This is a genomic window from Parasphaerochaeta coccoides DSM 17374, assembly GCF_000208385.1.
Taxonomy (GTDB): domain Bacteria; phylum Spirochaetota; class Spirochaetia; order Sphaerochaetales; family Sphaerochaetaceae; genus Parasphaerochaeta; species Parasphaerochaeta coccoides.
On record NC_015436.1, the window covers coordinates 421,188 to 435,244 of the forward strand.

Below are 14,057 nucleotides of genomic sequence, written 5' to 3' on the forward strand. Positions count from 1 at the left end.
ATCTTTTGAAGGAGAGAAGTATCCCATACATAGGCACGTATTTGAACATCAGGAAATACAACATCGGTAATGCGACGATCAGATAAAATTGCCAATGTTTCGTCACCTTTTGCATGAATGTTTGTGAATGCCTATTCATTCTCATCAGGTTTTTTTCATTTTTCATACTTCACTGTAGCTATACGACAGAAAAACACGAAAGAGTAACTTTTGGCAAAAAGCGGTCGTTCATCTGGAATACAGGCGTAAAATTCTGAAAACACCGGGAAAAAAATCAAAAACGACGCTTCTATCCTTGCTTTCTGGAGCTATTTCCTGATTTTGCCTCTTTTTTCCCCCTCCGCGGCATATTACGCTTCCACTTAAGAAAACAAGGGAGGCAGGATGAAAAAAGAATGGTATTCGCAACAGAGGCTTGCGGCGATACAGAAATGGAAAGACCTGGCATATGGGATGTTTGTTCATTTCGGATTATATTCCTTGTGCGGCGGCGTATGGGACGGGGAAAATGTTAAGGTTGGCTACAGTGAGCAAATCCTTTCCCATGGGCCTGTTCCGCAGGATTCCTATGAGGCACTTAAACATTCTTTCTCGATAGAAAATTTTGATGCTGATGCAATAGCTTCGCTGGCTGTGGCGGCCGGCATGCGGTATATCGTCCTGACTGCCAAGCATCATGATGGGTTCTGCCTTTTTGATACTGCCACTACTGATTACTCCACCATGCATTCCCCCTGTAGGAAAGATATTGTCGCGGAAATGAGTCGTGCATGTTCTACGCATGGACTTGGTTTCGGGCTCTATTATTCCTGGATTGACTGGCATTTCCCCTATGCTTTGCCGATTAGCCCTCACAATTCTGATGCAATTCCGCTGGAGCATATGGATTACACCATGGCGCAGCTTACGGAACTGCTTACTGGTTATGGTGAGATTTGCGAGCTATGGATGGACATGGGAGCCCCGACGCGCGATCAATCACGGCACGTGGCGGATTTGGCTCACTCCTTGCAGCCGAATATCATGGTGAATGGGCGTGTTTGGAATGATTGCGGGGATTTCCTGACCATGGGCGACAATCAGTTTCCTGAGCATGAGCTGCAAATGCCATGGCAGACACCTGCGACCATTTACCATGAAACGTGGGGTTATCGGAGCTGGCAGGAAAGAAAAGATGCGCAAGGGAAGGTTTTCCAATTGTCTTCCGCTTTGTTTTCCGTTCTGGACGGAGGAGGAAACTATCTTTTGAACATAGGCCCCACGGGCGATGGTTCCATAGTGCCGTTTGAGCGTGAGGTTCTGGAAGGTATTGGAAGGGAAGTCCGTAAAAGAGGCTTATCCCGGAATCCGCAAGGTACAGTCATAGCGGAACGGATCGAAAAAAACGAGACAGTCCATGAACTGGGAGGCGCCACGAAGCAATACAGGTACACGGGAGGCGATTATTATTCGTTTCATCCTATCGTTACAGCTTTGTCATGGAAAATTGAACTGGAACGGGACGCTGTGTATGAGGTTGCGTACCGCTTGTCTGCTCATCTTGAGAAAGAAATGAAACTATGCCTTGATTGGGAACATGATGGCGGAGCCTCCGATGATGATTCAGATGGCACGTTCATTTTTACTTTGAAGCGAGGTCATCAGGAGTCCATTATTTTCACGAATATGGTTATGCGTGCAGGAATCACTACGCTGACGCTCCATACTGTTGGCAGTCCAATAAAACGTCCTGAGCTGGAAGGTGAAGATATAATCTTGCTTTTGAGAAAACAGAGGAAGGAATGAACATGTCTGAAAAAGCTCCCAATATCCTTTTCATTGTGACAGATGATCAGCGGTACGACACAATCAACGCTTTGGGCAATGAGGAAATCATTACACCGAATTTCGACCGCCTGGTTTCGGAAGGAACCAGTTTTCTCAATGCGTATATTCCGTGTGGATTGACCGGTGCTGTCTGTATGCCTTCCCGTGCCATGATCCATACAGGAAAAGGCTTGTATGGGCTTCAGGGCAATGGAGAGGATATTCCTTGTCAGGATACTTTGCTTGGAGAGCATTTGATCAGGCATGGCTATCATGCTTTTGGCACTGGGAAATGGCACAATGGCCCGTCTTCATACACCCGTAGCTTCACGGAAGGTGACAATGCATTCTTTTCAGGCATGTGGGATCACTGGAATGTCCCTGTCTGCAAACATGATCCTACGGGAGAATATGACAACGTAATCAACTTTGTGATGGATTTCTATAATGCCAAGGACGTGACGAAAATCTACTGTGATTCATTCAATCCGGGGATTCATTCTTCAAATCTTCTTGCTGATACGACCATCCAGTTTTTGGAAAACTATGAAGGTACAGCTCCTTTTTTCTGTTATACCGCGTTCCTTGCTCCTCATGATCCCCGTACTATGCCACAGGAATTCCATAATATGTATGATGGTCGGAAAGTATCCGTCCCAGCGAATTTCTTGCCTGAGTATCCTGTCTCATACGGAGATGGGCGTATCCGGGATGAAATGCTGGCTCCATACCCCAGAACCCCGGAGCGCATCATTGCCGAGCTGACCGACTATTATGCCATGATTACACATGTGGATCATGAAATAGGCAGGATTCTCGATGTCCTGAGAAAGAAAGGATTGTATGAAGATACACTGATCATCTTTTGCAGTGACAATGGCCTGGGACTGGGAAGTCACGCGTTCATGGGAAAACAGAATCATTTTGAACATTCCATCAAAGTTCCCCTTATCTTTGCAGGTTCAGGGATTCCCCGTGGCCGAACTGTCACCGCGAATGTTTATCTGCACGATATTTATCCGACATTATGTGAGTTGCTTGGCTTGGATATCCCGGCATCTGTGGAAGGACGAAGTTTCCTGAAATGTTTTTCCACGAATGTCCAGCACAGGGAAGAACTGTATTATTCTTACGGTTCGACAATCCGTTCCATCCGTAGCGGAGATTATAAGTTGATGGAATACATTGGATTGAACGGGGAGCGTTCAAGTCTGCTGTACGATATTGCCCATGATTCCATGGAACTTCATGATCTTTTTGCTCCTGATGAGCCGCTAGTTGCTGAACTGCGTACCAGACTACTGGTGGTGAGGGAGCAGGAGGGTGATGTCAACCGTCCGGAATCAAGAATGTTCTGGGAGAGATATTGATGATTCGCTATATAAGGGGAACCGGATATAAAAAAAGCAACTAATTACTTATATAGTAACTAGTTGCTAAATGGGCGATGCCAGGATTGAACTGGCGACTTCCACCATGTCAAGGTGGCACTCTCCCGCTGAGTTAACCGCCCGTAAACCATATACCCGCATCACGCAGGCGAAAATTACCTTACGATATAATTCCAATTCTGTCTAGTAGAAATACAAAACAAGACGAAACAAGACGTGAAACAAGACGCAAGACAAACCTCATCCGCCATTAGTTGTCGTCATCAGTTCAGTGTAGTATGATGGACTTCGTATCTCATTGCCTCAAGCAGGAAAGACATTGGTCAATCTCCGGTAACAAAGGCTTTGGAAAAAAAAGGAAAATTGAGAACAACATGAGTGACAAGAAAGAAACAAACCGCTGGCTCAAGAAAGGTATTTTCATCATAGGATTGCTGTTCATCTGTGCATCCGGCCTCATGGCCGCTTCACGGAGCATTACGTGGAAGTGGACAGCGACAGAACCACGCGTCTCTCATTTCCGTTACCAGCTCGACGGGGAAGATGAGGGGAAATGGACGGTCATTGATGCCGCCCCAGAGATGTCCTATACCCTTGAAGACGCGCAGGAAGGACGGGATTATATCCTCTACATCCAACAGTCATATAATGGTCATCGATGGAGTGCATCCCAGCTGAATCCAGTTTCACTGGCAGGGGTAGAAGACGTTGCAGCCAGCATTACCTCTGCCGCGTCTGACATAGAAACAGCTCCGGCACAAGACGTGGATACGACTGCATCTGCATCAGTTTTTGCGGATAGCGAGCATGAAGAAGCAGCTCCGGCACAAGAGGTGGATACGGCTGCATCTGCATCAGTTTTTGCGGATAGTGAACATGAAGAAGCAGCTCCGGCGCAAGTCGTGGATACGGCTGCATCTGCATCAGTCTTTGCAGATAGTGAGCATGAAGAAACAGCTCTGGCTCAAGACGTGGATACGGCTGCATCTGCATCAGTCTTTGCAGATGGCGAACATGAAGAAACAGCTCCGCAACGTGCCGAAGAACAGCAAGGAGCAATAGACTTCATACTTGAAATTGGGGAAACCTCCCCGCAGACAGAACCGCAGAGTGTGGTAAAAGACACGGAAGAACCTGCTGACGAGTCCCATGATGAAACGGAAGATTTGCCACAAGCGGCACAAGAAGTCGTCCTGGTGACGGAAGAAGCCGATGAAACTGTCCCTGACTACTCTGATGTTCCGCTGACGCCTGCTGATGAGCTTTCCGATGGGGAACAAAGCGGGCAATACGTGGATTCAGAAGAAACACTTGCGATACTTCCGGTTGACGCAGAAGCTTCTGTTGCTTCCGAACAAGAAGCTCCAGCAGAAGAAACCCTTGCAACGGACTTCCCGGTTCCTGACACGACAGATGAAGACGCTGTGACCGTAGGAAGTACGGAAAGTGAAGATATCAGTGATGAGTTCTTTGCCAAAGATGTCGAAGATAGTGCAACTTTAGAAACAGCTTTGGACTCCCAGGAGCTTACAACGGTATCCACTGATGAGAGTGTAACGGCTACCATGGAAGAAGAACCTCCTGCTGACCTGCCTGCTGACATATCCGTCAATGTTCCGTCTGATACCTCTGATGTGTCTTCCGGCACGCCTGTCGTTCCCCAGAAGACAGAAAGTAAGACAAGAGCCTCGGTATCCCTGCGTTTTTCCGGGGGTCTTCAGTTCTCTGTCAGAGATAACGATGATGTCAAAGATAACAAAGGTCAGGCACTTTTCACGCTGTATGAGAAGACCGTACCGGAATTCACATTAGGGCTTGTTTTCGACAATATCATGCCACTAAGTAATTCGGTGGGAATTGGCATTGGGATGTATGGAGCCTATCAACCATATGTCCTCCCAAGCACCACCGGCAACGAAATCCTGCATGTGCTTGGGATAGGCGTGATGTCGAGGCTTCGCTTTGACATAGGTGCTGTCTCCTTATATATCAACGGAAGCATGGACACACTCTCCATCCCTTTGAGAAAGGAACAGAACCAGAAGTACTCCGGAGTCTTTTTCTCGTTCTTCTCTCCTGTATGGAGCGTCGGCGCGGGAGTTGCGGTTGAAGTCCAGAAGAATGTATCCGTGGGACTTGAAGGAACGTGGGTCTACCATCAGAATGACTATCGTAACTATGCCGGGGCGCGGCTTTTTGTCGAGTCACGCCTTTAGGATGTCCTGTTCGGCTGGTATCAGATAACAGCGGAGAAAGAAAATATGAAAAAAGGAGTGAGGGTTCTGCTTGCACTATGCGGCGTACTTCTGGCGGGCATCGGGGCAATGGGTATTTTTATTCCGGTGCTGCCGACCACTCCTTTCATCCTGCTTGCATCTGTCTGCTTCTCATCTTCATCCCCTCGCATCCATGCCTGGCTGCTGAGGAATCGGTTTTTCGGACCCTATATAGAAAGATACAAGGGTGGGGAACCGGTGAGTCGGAGCATCACGGTGAAAGCTACTATCTTCGTATGGTCAGGACTTGCCATCTCCGCCATTCTCATAAGAAAACCGTGGGCTGCCTTCCTGTTCATGGGCATCGGAATCGGGGTAAGCATACACTTGGACGCGCTGTCCCGCAGTCCACGTAAAAAGAAAACCGGCTCAGCAGAACCGGCATCCTCCGTCACACCTGAAGATTATGACAATGACAAACAAGCGTGAAATGGGTTTGGATAATTTCACGTAAGAACGTTTTTACATCCATATTTTAGTTACTGGTAATCGACGGCGGGGCGCCAACTTCACCGGCAGATTCTTCTTGGGGTTTTGTTCCTGTGTCGGAGGGGCTTTCCTGTTCCGCACGGAGAAATGCTTCCCACGTGCTGTCCTTGTCCAGATTCCGCACTGAAGGAGGGATGACGAACAGCAATGTAATCAAGGTGACGCTTATCCCGGACAGCAGGAAGAAGACATTAACCCCCAATATCTCAGCGAACAGACCGGAAAGAATCAAGCCGAAGGGAGCTGACAGGGAAAAAGTCGTGGTTGACAGACTCATGATGCGTCCAAGGTATTGAGATGGAATACGTTCTTGAAGAAGGGCTGTGAAGGGACCATTGTAGAATGGTGTCATGAAACCCAGCAGCCCAGTCAGGATTGCGAATGCCACGAAACCGGCTGGAGAGAGAAGCCCGCAGGACAGAAGAAACGCGCCGGAGAGCAGGTTTGCAGCGCCCATCGAGACAATGCGATTTTTCGTTCCTCCCCAGATTCCCAGTACCAGACCTCCAAGCAACATGCCGACGGAGAAAGCAATCTCGACAATGCCCGCTTCAATGGTTGTCTTACCCAGGTAGGACATTGTCATGAGGGGGAATATGGCTGCGACAGGGAGGAATACTACACCAAAAAGGAAACTTCCGAGGAAGATGAGTCCCAAGCCTTTGAAACGATGCACAAGGGCAATCCCATCAATCATTTCACGGAAAAGTTGGGCGGGAGAAGCATTCAACGGAGTCTCGTTCTCTATTTTTTTCCTTTTGGGGATGCGGGCAATGATGACTGTCAGCGTGCCGCAAACAGCACCAGCTACATCCAGCAAGATAATCCATTCAAGCGGCCACACGGAGAACAAGGCAGCGGCAAGGGCCGGGCCGGCAATCAGGGAGACGGACAGGACAGCCTGTGCGTACCCTGCGCTTTTCGTCAGCATATGGGGAGGGACGACCTCTGCTACAATGACTTGAAGGGTCGGCTCGTGGAAAGCCGTTCCCAATGAACGGAAGAAAGCAGCAATGAGAATCAGCGGGATAGGGATGGAACCGATGCGACCGACGACGAACACCAGGGAAAGACTTGTCAGGGCAACGAAAACATCAGCACAAATCATGATGAGCTTGCGTTCGGTACGGTCAATGACACTTCCCGCCAATGGTCCGAACAGGATGCGTGGCAGGAAACTCATGAAAGTGGTCAATGAGAGCATAGCCGCCGACTGTGTTTCTTTTGTCACATACCAGATGATTGCATAGCCTAGCACCGAGCTGGTGATGATGGATATGGCCTGCCCAGTGTAGATGGTGATAAAAGTTTTCTGCCATGAATGTTGCATGGTGATATGTCCTCCGACCTCTTCTTTCCCTGATAGATGGCGTAAGAAATTAAGTATGTCATGCATCTGTCTTTTTTGTCCATATGGACTAGACCTGACAGGGTTCAGACGTAACAGCGACAGACACAACCGGAAGATAGAAGGAAAGTAAAACGGGAAAATCGGAGAACTGTAAAAAGATTTTCATATGTACCTTTCGCACAAAAAGGAGTATATTGGACATGATACCACCCTACGGGGGGTGTGGTACGAAGGAGCCCACTATGTTCGGTTTTGGAAAAAAAACAGTTGAAACGTCATTACATACAAGCGGCATGAGCTGCAACCATTGTGAAATGCGTGTCATGAATGCCCTGAAAGCAATCAAAGGAGTCAAGGACGTACAGGCACGCGCTGCCACTGGCATAGTGACCATTCGGCATGAAGATGGCGTCAGCCTTGACGCTCTGAAAGATGCCGTCACGGAAGCGGGGTACACGGTTACGAACTAAAAACTGAGTTTGAAGACAGAGCCTAAAGGCGTCAGGCCAAAGGATAGTCACCATGAAGAAGGAAGTCGTCGGCATTGGCGGCATGACATGTGCCGCATGTAGTGCCGCTGTGGAAAAAGCATTGAAAAAACTGCCGGGGATGATGGCCGCCCACGTCAATCTTGCCACAGAAAAAGCTATACTGGAATACGATGAATCCCTCGTCGATACGGCCAAGGTACGCAAAGCGGTCGAACATGCCGGATATTCCTTGATTGGTGTAAGCGTGGAGGAAGAAGAAGCCGAGAAGCTGCGGAAGGAAAAAGCTTACCGTGGGCAGCGTCTCCGTTTGATTCTGGCCGTTGCATTCACCGTCCCGCTGCTGTACATTGCCATGGCTCCCATGCTCGGATTGCCGGTGCCGTCCGCCATCACCATTCACCATGCGCCACTGACCAATGCCATTGTCCAGTTTGCCCTTTGCCTGCCGGTCATGTTCTTCGGGTATACCTTCTTCACCAAGGGTTTTGCAAATCTGTTCCGCCTCAACCCGAACATGGATTCCTTGGTGGCAGTCGGCACATCTGCCAGTTTTCTTTTCAGTGTCTGGAACCTCCTGTTGATTCCACAGGGAGGACATCTGATGGTTCATGAGGGATTGTATTTTGAAGGCACCGCCACAATCATCACGTTGGTGATGTTCGGAAAGTTCCTTGAAATCCGTTCCAAAGGACGCACGGGTGAAGCTGTCAAGGCACTCTTGTCACTTACGCCGCCTACCGCTACGGTGGTGCGTAATGGTATCTACTATGTAATTTCTGTTGATGAAGTGAATGTCGGGGACATCATCTTAGTGAAACCAGGGGAAAGACTTCCGGTCGATGGTGTGGTGACGGACGGGGTTTCCTCGATTGATGAGAGTATGCTGACAGGGGAAAGCCTTCCGGTTGAGAAAGCGGTGGGAAGCCTTGTCTATGGAGTAACAATTAATGGGACGGGAGCTCTGCATTACCGTGCGACAAAGGTCGGAGCCGATACTGCCCTCAGCCAGATTGTTCGCATGGTTCGTGACGCTCAGGGTTCCAGGGCACCCATAGCCCGGTTGGCTGATACAGTGTCAGGATATTTCGTCCCCGTCGTCATGGGCATTGCCCTCATTACGTTCCTGCTCTGGCTGGCGACCGGCCATGAGCTTTCCTTTGCCTTGACCACGGCTGTCTCAATTCTTGTCATTGCCTGTCCCTGCGCTCTCGGACTGGCGACTCCCATTGCAATCATGGTGGGGACGGGGAAAGGCGCGACCTATGGCATCCTTTTCCGACAGGCGGCTGCCCTTGAGATGTTGCGCAAGGTAGACACCATTGTCTTTGACAAGACTGGTACACTCACACGGGGCAAGCCACAGGTCACTGATGTGTTGGTTCTGGACGAAAAAAAGTATTCCTCCAACAGGGTGCTTGCTCTGGGAGCAGCCGCCGAGCTTCGCAGTGAACATCCCTTGGCTCTGGCCATCCTTGAGAAGGCGGAGGAAAATAAACTTACGCTGCCTGATGTCGCATCCTTTGAGGCAATCCCTGGGAAGGGCATCGTGGCTTCCGTTGACTCCCTTTCTCTCCGCTTGGGCAATGCTCGTTTCATGGAGGAGACTGGTGATTTCCCAGATGAGATACGTGAAAAAGGGGATGCGTTTTCCCGTGACGGCAAGACTCCCCTGTATGTTGCCGATGAAAAGACAGTACTAGGTATCATCGCTGTGGCGGATATGTTAAAGGATGAGAGCGTGGGAGTTGTCCATGACTTGAAGAAAGCGGGAATCCACACAGTGATGCTTACGGGTGACAATGAGACGACTGCCAAGGCTGTCGCGGCTCAGGTAGGCGTTGATGAGGTCATAGCCGGGGTCCTGCCATCACGCAAGGCAGAGGAAATCACGCGTCTAATGGCTTTTGAGCGACCTGTGACCCGCAAAGGCGAGGGCAAGGCAGTGGCGACCCATACCGTTGCAATGGTTGGAGACGGTATCAACGATGCTCCCGCACTTGCCAAGGCTCATGTAGGCATTGCCATTGGCACTGGTACGGATGTTGCCATAGAGAGCGCGGATGTAGTGCTGGTACGCAGCGACATGCGTGATGTGCTGACGGCGGTCCGGCTCAGTCATGCAACCATGCGGAACATCAAGGAAAACCTTTTCTGGGCGTTCTTCTACAATATCCTTGGTATACCAGTCGCCGCCGGTCTGCTCACGCTTTTCGGGGGGCCGCTGCTTAATCCCATGCTTGCTGCTCTGGCCATGAGTCTTTCATCTGTATCCGTAGTGACAAACGCCCTGCGGTTGAACCGCTTCAAGCCCGCAAAGGGAAGCAAGGCATTTGCTACGGTGAAGTAAGTCATGAAGTAAAATGCTTTTCCGACTTTTTTTCCCCTGGTGCCTTTTCCCGCAGATGCGCGTCAGTAGGGAAGTGCGTGGAGATGTAGTCATCCATGGCATCAGCTACACGGCGTGACACTTTGACAGCCTCTACGACAGTCCGTGCGCCTGTTACAACGTCTCCTGACGCAAATATGCCATCGTGAGTGGTTCTACCGGAATCATCCACATTGACCAAGCCTTTGTCAGATACCTCTATGCCGGGGGTACTGTCCACGATCACTGAACGGGGGCCTTGCCCAATTGATACAATCACGCTGTCAGCGGAGAAAAGGCGTTGGCTTCCTTCAACTGTCCTGACAATAGGACGGCCTCCTTCTTGATCCTCGACAATGGTATCGGCGACTATGACGCCTCCATCAACAAAGGCTATCGGCTCAGTATTGAAAAGGAACGTGGCTCCGTCAATCTTTGCGTAGGAGACTTCAACTTCACGGGCGGACACGTCCTGTTCCCTCTTTGCGTACAGGACGTAGACATTCTGGCTGCCATGGCGCAGGGCTGTGCGCGCGGCATCCATGGCTACATCACCCGCTCCGATTACCGCTACGGTATTGCCCAGTCTATAGACTTCAGGATTGCGCAGGTAATCAATGGCAAAATGGACATGTCCCAACGTTTCTCCTGGCAGGTTGAGCTTGCGGGGTTTCCAGACACCAGTTCCCATGAATACCGCCCGGTATGCATCCCGAAAGAGGTCTTCTATCGTCAAGTTAGTGCCAATGCTGGTGTTCGGCCTGATTGTGACGCCGCTGGCGCGGAGCATGTCGCTCATCCTGTCCAATATGGGCTTGGGCAAACGGAAGTCAGGGATGCCGTAGCGCAAGACTCCGCCGATTTTGTCATAACGTTCAAAAATGGTAACGTCATAGCCGCGTGACGAGAGGTCAAAGGCAATGGTGATGCCTGCCGGTCCGCTGCCGATGATTGCGACTTTCCCTTTGTCCTTGCGGGAAGGGAGTGGGTCGAACAGGTCGATATAGTAGCCGCTGATGTAACGCTCAATCTCACTGAAAAGGATGGGTGAGCCTTTTTTTCCTAAGACACAATGCCCTTCGCACTGGTTTTCCTGGGGACAAACATGAGCACAGACAATGGAGAGGGGATTGTTTCCGAACAGTAACTTTCCGGCCGCTTGTATCTTATTTTCCTTGAGCAGGCTGATGGCTTCGGGGATAGGAGTGTTCACCGGGCACCCTTGGCGGCATAAAGGCTTCTTGCATTGCAAGCATCTGTTCGCTTCATCAATGACGTGGAGACTCATAGGTGTTCCTCTTGTTTATTTTCTGTATATTAAAATAATATTCTTTTACGGACATTATAGTCTGAATATGGAAACAAAACAAGATAGATATTGAAGGCATTTTTTTGATGTATATGCCACTTTCACACGTATACCTTATAATATATGCCCTTGTTCTGTGTAGGAAAAGAGTACCGATAGAAAGAAAACATGAAAAGAAAAACATGGGCATCGAGTTGAATTTCATCGACTTTTTTTCTATCTTCTTTTCAAGAGGTCATCATGCCAAGACTTTTGTTTGCCAGTGATATCCATGGTTCCGCATCCGCCATGAGGCGGTTGGTTGAAGCGTACAGGGTGGAAAAGGCTTCCCGCTTGATACTTCTGGGAGACTTGCTCTACCACGGCCCCCGCAACGACCTGCCTGATGAATACGCCCCCAAACAGGTGATTGAGATGCTCAATGAGCTGAAAGATGATATTTTGGTGGCGCTCAGGGGCAACTGTGATGCAGAGGTAGATCAGATGGTGCTCAATTTCCCCATGATGGCTGATTACGCGCCTCTTTTTCTTGATGATCTGGGGGGTAGGGTGGTGTATCTCACCCATGGACATGTATATGGGGCAGACAACCTTCCGCCTTTGAAGCCGGGTGATGTCCTGATGCAGGGTCATACACATGTTCCTTTCATGGGAAAAAGGAATGGCACGATGGTCTTGAACCCCGGCAGCGTGGCTCTGCCGAAAGGCGGGAGCGTTCCTTCTTACATGACATATGAAAATGAAGTCTTTACATTGAAGGCGCTGGATGGTAAAATACAAGAAGAATTGAACTTACGAGGTTTTTGACATTTTTGTGTAAAATGACAATAAAAAGTATGAACGGGTTCCGTAACCTACACCAAATGTTCATATTCTATTAATTTTGTCTCTATATGTAGGTTGTGTGGAGAGAACTTCACACGGTATATATAAAACCTATATTCGCCACATGAAAATCCATCGTTCTGATATATTTTCTCCATTCTGTGAACATATGTCGCTGGCATACTTTTATATGCTAATAAAAAAACTCACGCACAATGGAGAGACAAGCATGAAAAAGTTTATTTCACTTCTCTTGGTTCTTGCACTGGTTTCTGGCGCGGTGTTCGCTGGATTCAGTGGCAATGCGAAAGTCGAGCTCGGATATGATCTTGAGACCACCGCGTATGGTTTAAAGAATTCAAAAGCGTTCTCTGTAGATGTCAATTTCCTTGAACAACTGGTTGGTGAAGCCAAGGGTGAAGGTGACATCTATGCCGAAATCAAGGCCACTTTGAAGTTCAACCTGAATAATGGTGATGAAGCGGGTATTGATACAAATGGTCACAAATCAATCGAAGGTATTGCCGCACTGACGAGCTGGTCTGCCAAGATCATCGGTGATGGCTGGTATGTTGGAATCCTTGAGGCTCCCCGTGCTGCTAACTTCGCCACGTCCGCTATCGACTCCAAGGATTTCCCGCAGTCAACAAATGATTCTGGCTATGACCGGGATGACAAGACTTACTATGCGGACGTTCGGCCTCGCGACTACTTTGATCGCATTTCTTCGCCGAATGCCGGTATTGAAATTGGCGTAGCTGGCGCAAAGATTGGTCTGGGTCTTATTGGTCAGACTTCTTCTGAAATGATTAATCTCTTTGGTTCTGTTGTTTCTCCTGAGTTTGAAGTTGCTGATGGCATCAAGCTCACCGCTGGCGCATCTGGTAGTTACAATGCTCAAAAATCGGGTACTCAATTTGAGAAGACTGGCGCGTCTTTCTCCCTTAAGGGTGCATATGCTGTTGATGATATCAAGGCTTCTGTCGCGGCTGACCTTGTATACTTCAATAACAAGGGCGTGACTGCTGATGATGACAAGATCAACGCTGACGTTGCTTTGAACGTCCAGGTCGCTCCTGTCGCTCTTGATGTGTACTATGCAACTGAGCTAAGTTACAAAGAAGCTGATTCTACTTTTATTCCCACTGTTGACAACCTGCTTTCCGCAAAGGCTGTCGCTGACCTGAACGGCTTTGACGTTCCTGTGAAGGTGACTGTGACCGGTAAGGATCTTATCAACAGCCAGGATCTGAGCCTTGCTGCTGCTATCTCCCTCGGCGACGGTTTGACTGTTACCCCGAAGGGTGGTTATGTCCTCAAGTCCAAGGTTTGGAACGTTGGTGCGGATGTTGAATACAAGACTGACGCTTACACCGCTAAGCTCGGAACCAAGTATTCTGCCACTGCTGGAACTGATAATACTTCCAGACTGCAACTGACTGCTTCCGTCGAGTCTTCTGCTATCATCAACGGCGCGACTTTGGCACTTGCCTATACTGACGCTGACCGTTCTCAGAACCTGTTTAATGGAAATGCTACGGCTAAGGATCTTGGAAGTATCGTTGCTTCCGCAAAGATTGCTTTCTAAGTTAAAGACTTTACACCAAGTTATGAATGGCGGACTGTTTCGGCAGTCCGCTTTTTCATATCCCCAGGTTTTCTTTTTTCAACCTTGTGATGAGATTTACATTTCATATATGAATACGGTATATTCATGCAATCGGTCGCGCTTGTTGACTGCGAAGAAAGAGCTT

General features: G+C 49.0%; 10 protein-coding genes and 1 tRNA gene. 8 read left to right on the forward strand and 3 right to left on the reverse strand.

The features are described 5' to 3' along the window. Window positions 1–384 precede the first annotated feature (384 nt). Both SPICO_RS01820 and SPICO_RS01825 read left to right on the forward strand, forming a co-directional pair. Complete coding sequence (locus SPICO_RS01820; protein ID WP_013738990.1) at window positions 385–1,785, forward strand: alpha-L-fucosidase; 1,401 nt, start codon at window positions 385–387, stop codon at window positions 1,783–1,785. Window positions 1,786–1,787: 2 nt separating this feature from the next. Then, window positions 1,788–3,176 carry a sulfatase family protein gene (locus tag SPICO_RS01825; RefSeq protein WP_169310041.1) on the forward strand — a complete coding sequence of 463 codons (1,389 nt, stop codon included), beginning with the start codon at window positions 1,788–1,790 and terminating at the stop codon, window positions 3,174–3,176. A 71-nt stretch (window positions 3,177–3,247) separates the two neighbouring features. Here the strand turns inward: SPICO_RS01825 and SPICO_RS01830 are convergent. Beyond that, a tRNA-Val gene (locus SPICO_RS01830) sits at window positions 3,248–3,319 on the reverse strand. A 252-nt stretch (window positions 3,320–3,571) separates the two neighbouring features. Between SPICO_RS01830 and SPICO_RS01835 the strand changes: the two genes are divergently transcribed. After that, a complete protein-coding gene (locus SPICO_RS01835) occupies window positions 3,572–5,413 on the forward strand; it encodes a hypothetical protein (RefSeq protein ID WP_013738992.1) in 1,842 nt (613 codons plus the stop codon). A 45-nt stretch (window positions 5,414–5,458) separates the two neighbouring features. Next, window positions 5,459–5,902: a YbaN family protein gene (locus tag SPICO_RS01840; RefSeq protein WP_013738993.1), complete on the forward strand. Its 444-nt coding sequence runs from the start codon at window positions 5,459–5,461 to the stop codon at window positions 5,900–5,902. Between the two features lie 46 nt (window positions 5,903–5,948). Here SPICO_RS01840 and SPICO_RS01845 read toward each other — a convergent pair whose 3' ends face one another. Continuing rightward, the gene (locus tag SPICO_RS01845; RefSeq protein WP_013738994.1) at window positions 5,949–7,292 is read right to left on the reverse strand and encodes an MFS transporter; all 1,344 of its coding nucleotides are present in this window, start codon (window positions 7,290–7,292) and stop codon (window positions 5,949–5,951) included. A gap of 263 nt (window positions 7,293–7,555) precedes the next feature. Between SPICO_RS01845 and SPICO_RS01850 the strand changes: the two genes are divergently transcribed. Both SPICO_RS01850 and SPICO_RS01855 read left to right on the forward strand, forming a co-directional pair. Continuing rightward, a complete protein-coding gene (locus SPICO_RS01850; protein ID WP_041394968.1) occupies window positions 7,556–7,783 on the forward strand; it encodes a heavy-metal-associated domain-containing protein in 228 nt (75 codons plus the stop codon). Between the two features lie 52 nt (window positions 7,784–7,835). Then, on the forward strand, window positions 7,836–10,151 hold the full coding sequence (locus SPICO_RS01855; protein ID WP_013738996.1) for a heavy metal translocating P-type ATPase: 2,316 nt from the start codon (window positions 7,836–7,838) through the stop codon (window positions 10,149–10,151). Window position 10,152: 1 nt separating this feature from the next. Here SPICO_RS01855 and SPICO_RS01860 read toward each other — a convergent pair whose 3' ends face one another. Beyond that, the gene (locus SPICO_RS01860; RefSeq protein WP_013738997.1) at window positions 10,153–11,457 is read right to left on the reverse strand and encodes an NAD(P)-dependent oxidoreductase; all 1,305 of its coding nucleotides are present in this window, start codon (window positions 11,455–11,457) and stop codon (window positions 10,153–10,155) included. A 261-nt stretch (window positions 11,458–11,718) separates the two neighbouring features. Here SPICO_RS01860 and yfcE point away from each other — a divergent pair, with 261 nt between their 5' ends. Together yfcE and SPICO_RS01870 are read left to right on the forward strand one after the other, a co-directional pair. After that, the gene (yfcE, locus tag SPICO_RS01865) at window positions 11,719–12,285 is read left to right on the forward strand and encodes a phosphodiesterase (RefSeq protein WP_013738998.1); all 567 of its coding nucleotides are present in this window, start codon (window positions 11,719–11,721) and stop codon (window positions 12,283–12,285) included. 247 nt (window positions 12,286–12,532) lie between these two features. Beyond that, window positions 12,533–13,891 (forward strand): hypothetical protein, encoded by a 1,359-nt coding sequence (locus tag SPICO_RS01870; protein ID WP_013738999.1) that lies wholly within the window; start codon window positions 12,533–12,535, stop codon window positions 13,889–13,891. Window positions 13,892–14,057: the final 166 nt, after the last annotated feature.

Coding starts and splice junctions, on each gene's coding strand:
- SPICO_RS01870 (WP_013738999.1), top strand. CDS start 12,533: ATGAAAAAGTTTATTTCACTTCTCTTGGTTCTTGCACTGGTTTCTGGC.
- SPICO_RS01835 (WP_013738992.1), top strand. CDS start 3,572: ATGAGTGACAAGAAAGAAACAAACCGCTGGCTCAAGAAAGGTATTTTC.
- SPICO_RS01845 (WP_013738994.1), bottom strand. CDS start 7,292: ATGCAACATTCATGGCAGAAAACTTTTATCACCATCTACACTGGGCAG.
- SPICO_RS01850 (WP_041394968.1), top strand. CDS start 7,556: ATGTTCGGTTTTGGAAAAAAAACAGTTGAAACGTCATTACATACAAGC.
- SPICO_RS01840 (WP_013738993.1), top strand. CDS start 5,459: ATGAAAAAAGGAGTGAGGGTTCTGCTTGCACTATGCGGCGTACTTCTG.
- SPICO_RS01825 (WP_169310041.1), top strand. CDS start 1,788: ATGTCTGAAAAAGCTCCCAATATCCTTTTCATTGTGACAGATGATCAG.
- SPICO_RS01855 (WP_013738996.1), top strand. CDS start 7,836: ATGAAGAAGGAAGTCGTCGGCATTGGCGGCATGACATGTGCCGCATGT.
- SPICO_RS01820 (WP_013738990.1), top strand. CDS start 385: ATGAAAAAAGAATGGTATTCGCAACAGAGGCTTGCGGCGATACAGAAA.
- SPICO_RS01860 (WP_013738997.1), bottom strand. CDS start 11,457: ATGAGTCTCCACGTCATTGATGAAGCGAACAGATGCTTGCAATGCAAG.
- yfcE (WP_013738998.1), top strand. CDS start 11,719: ATGCCAAGACTTTTGTTTGCCAGTGATATCCATGGTTCCGCATCCGCC.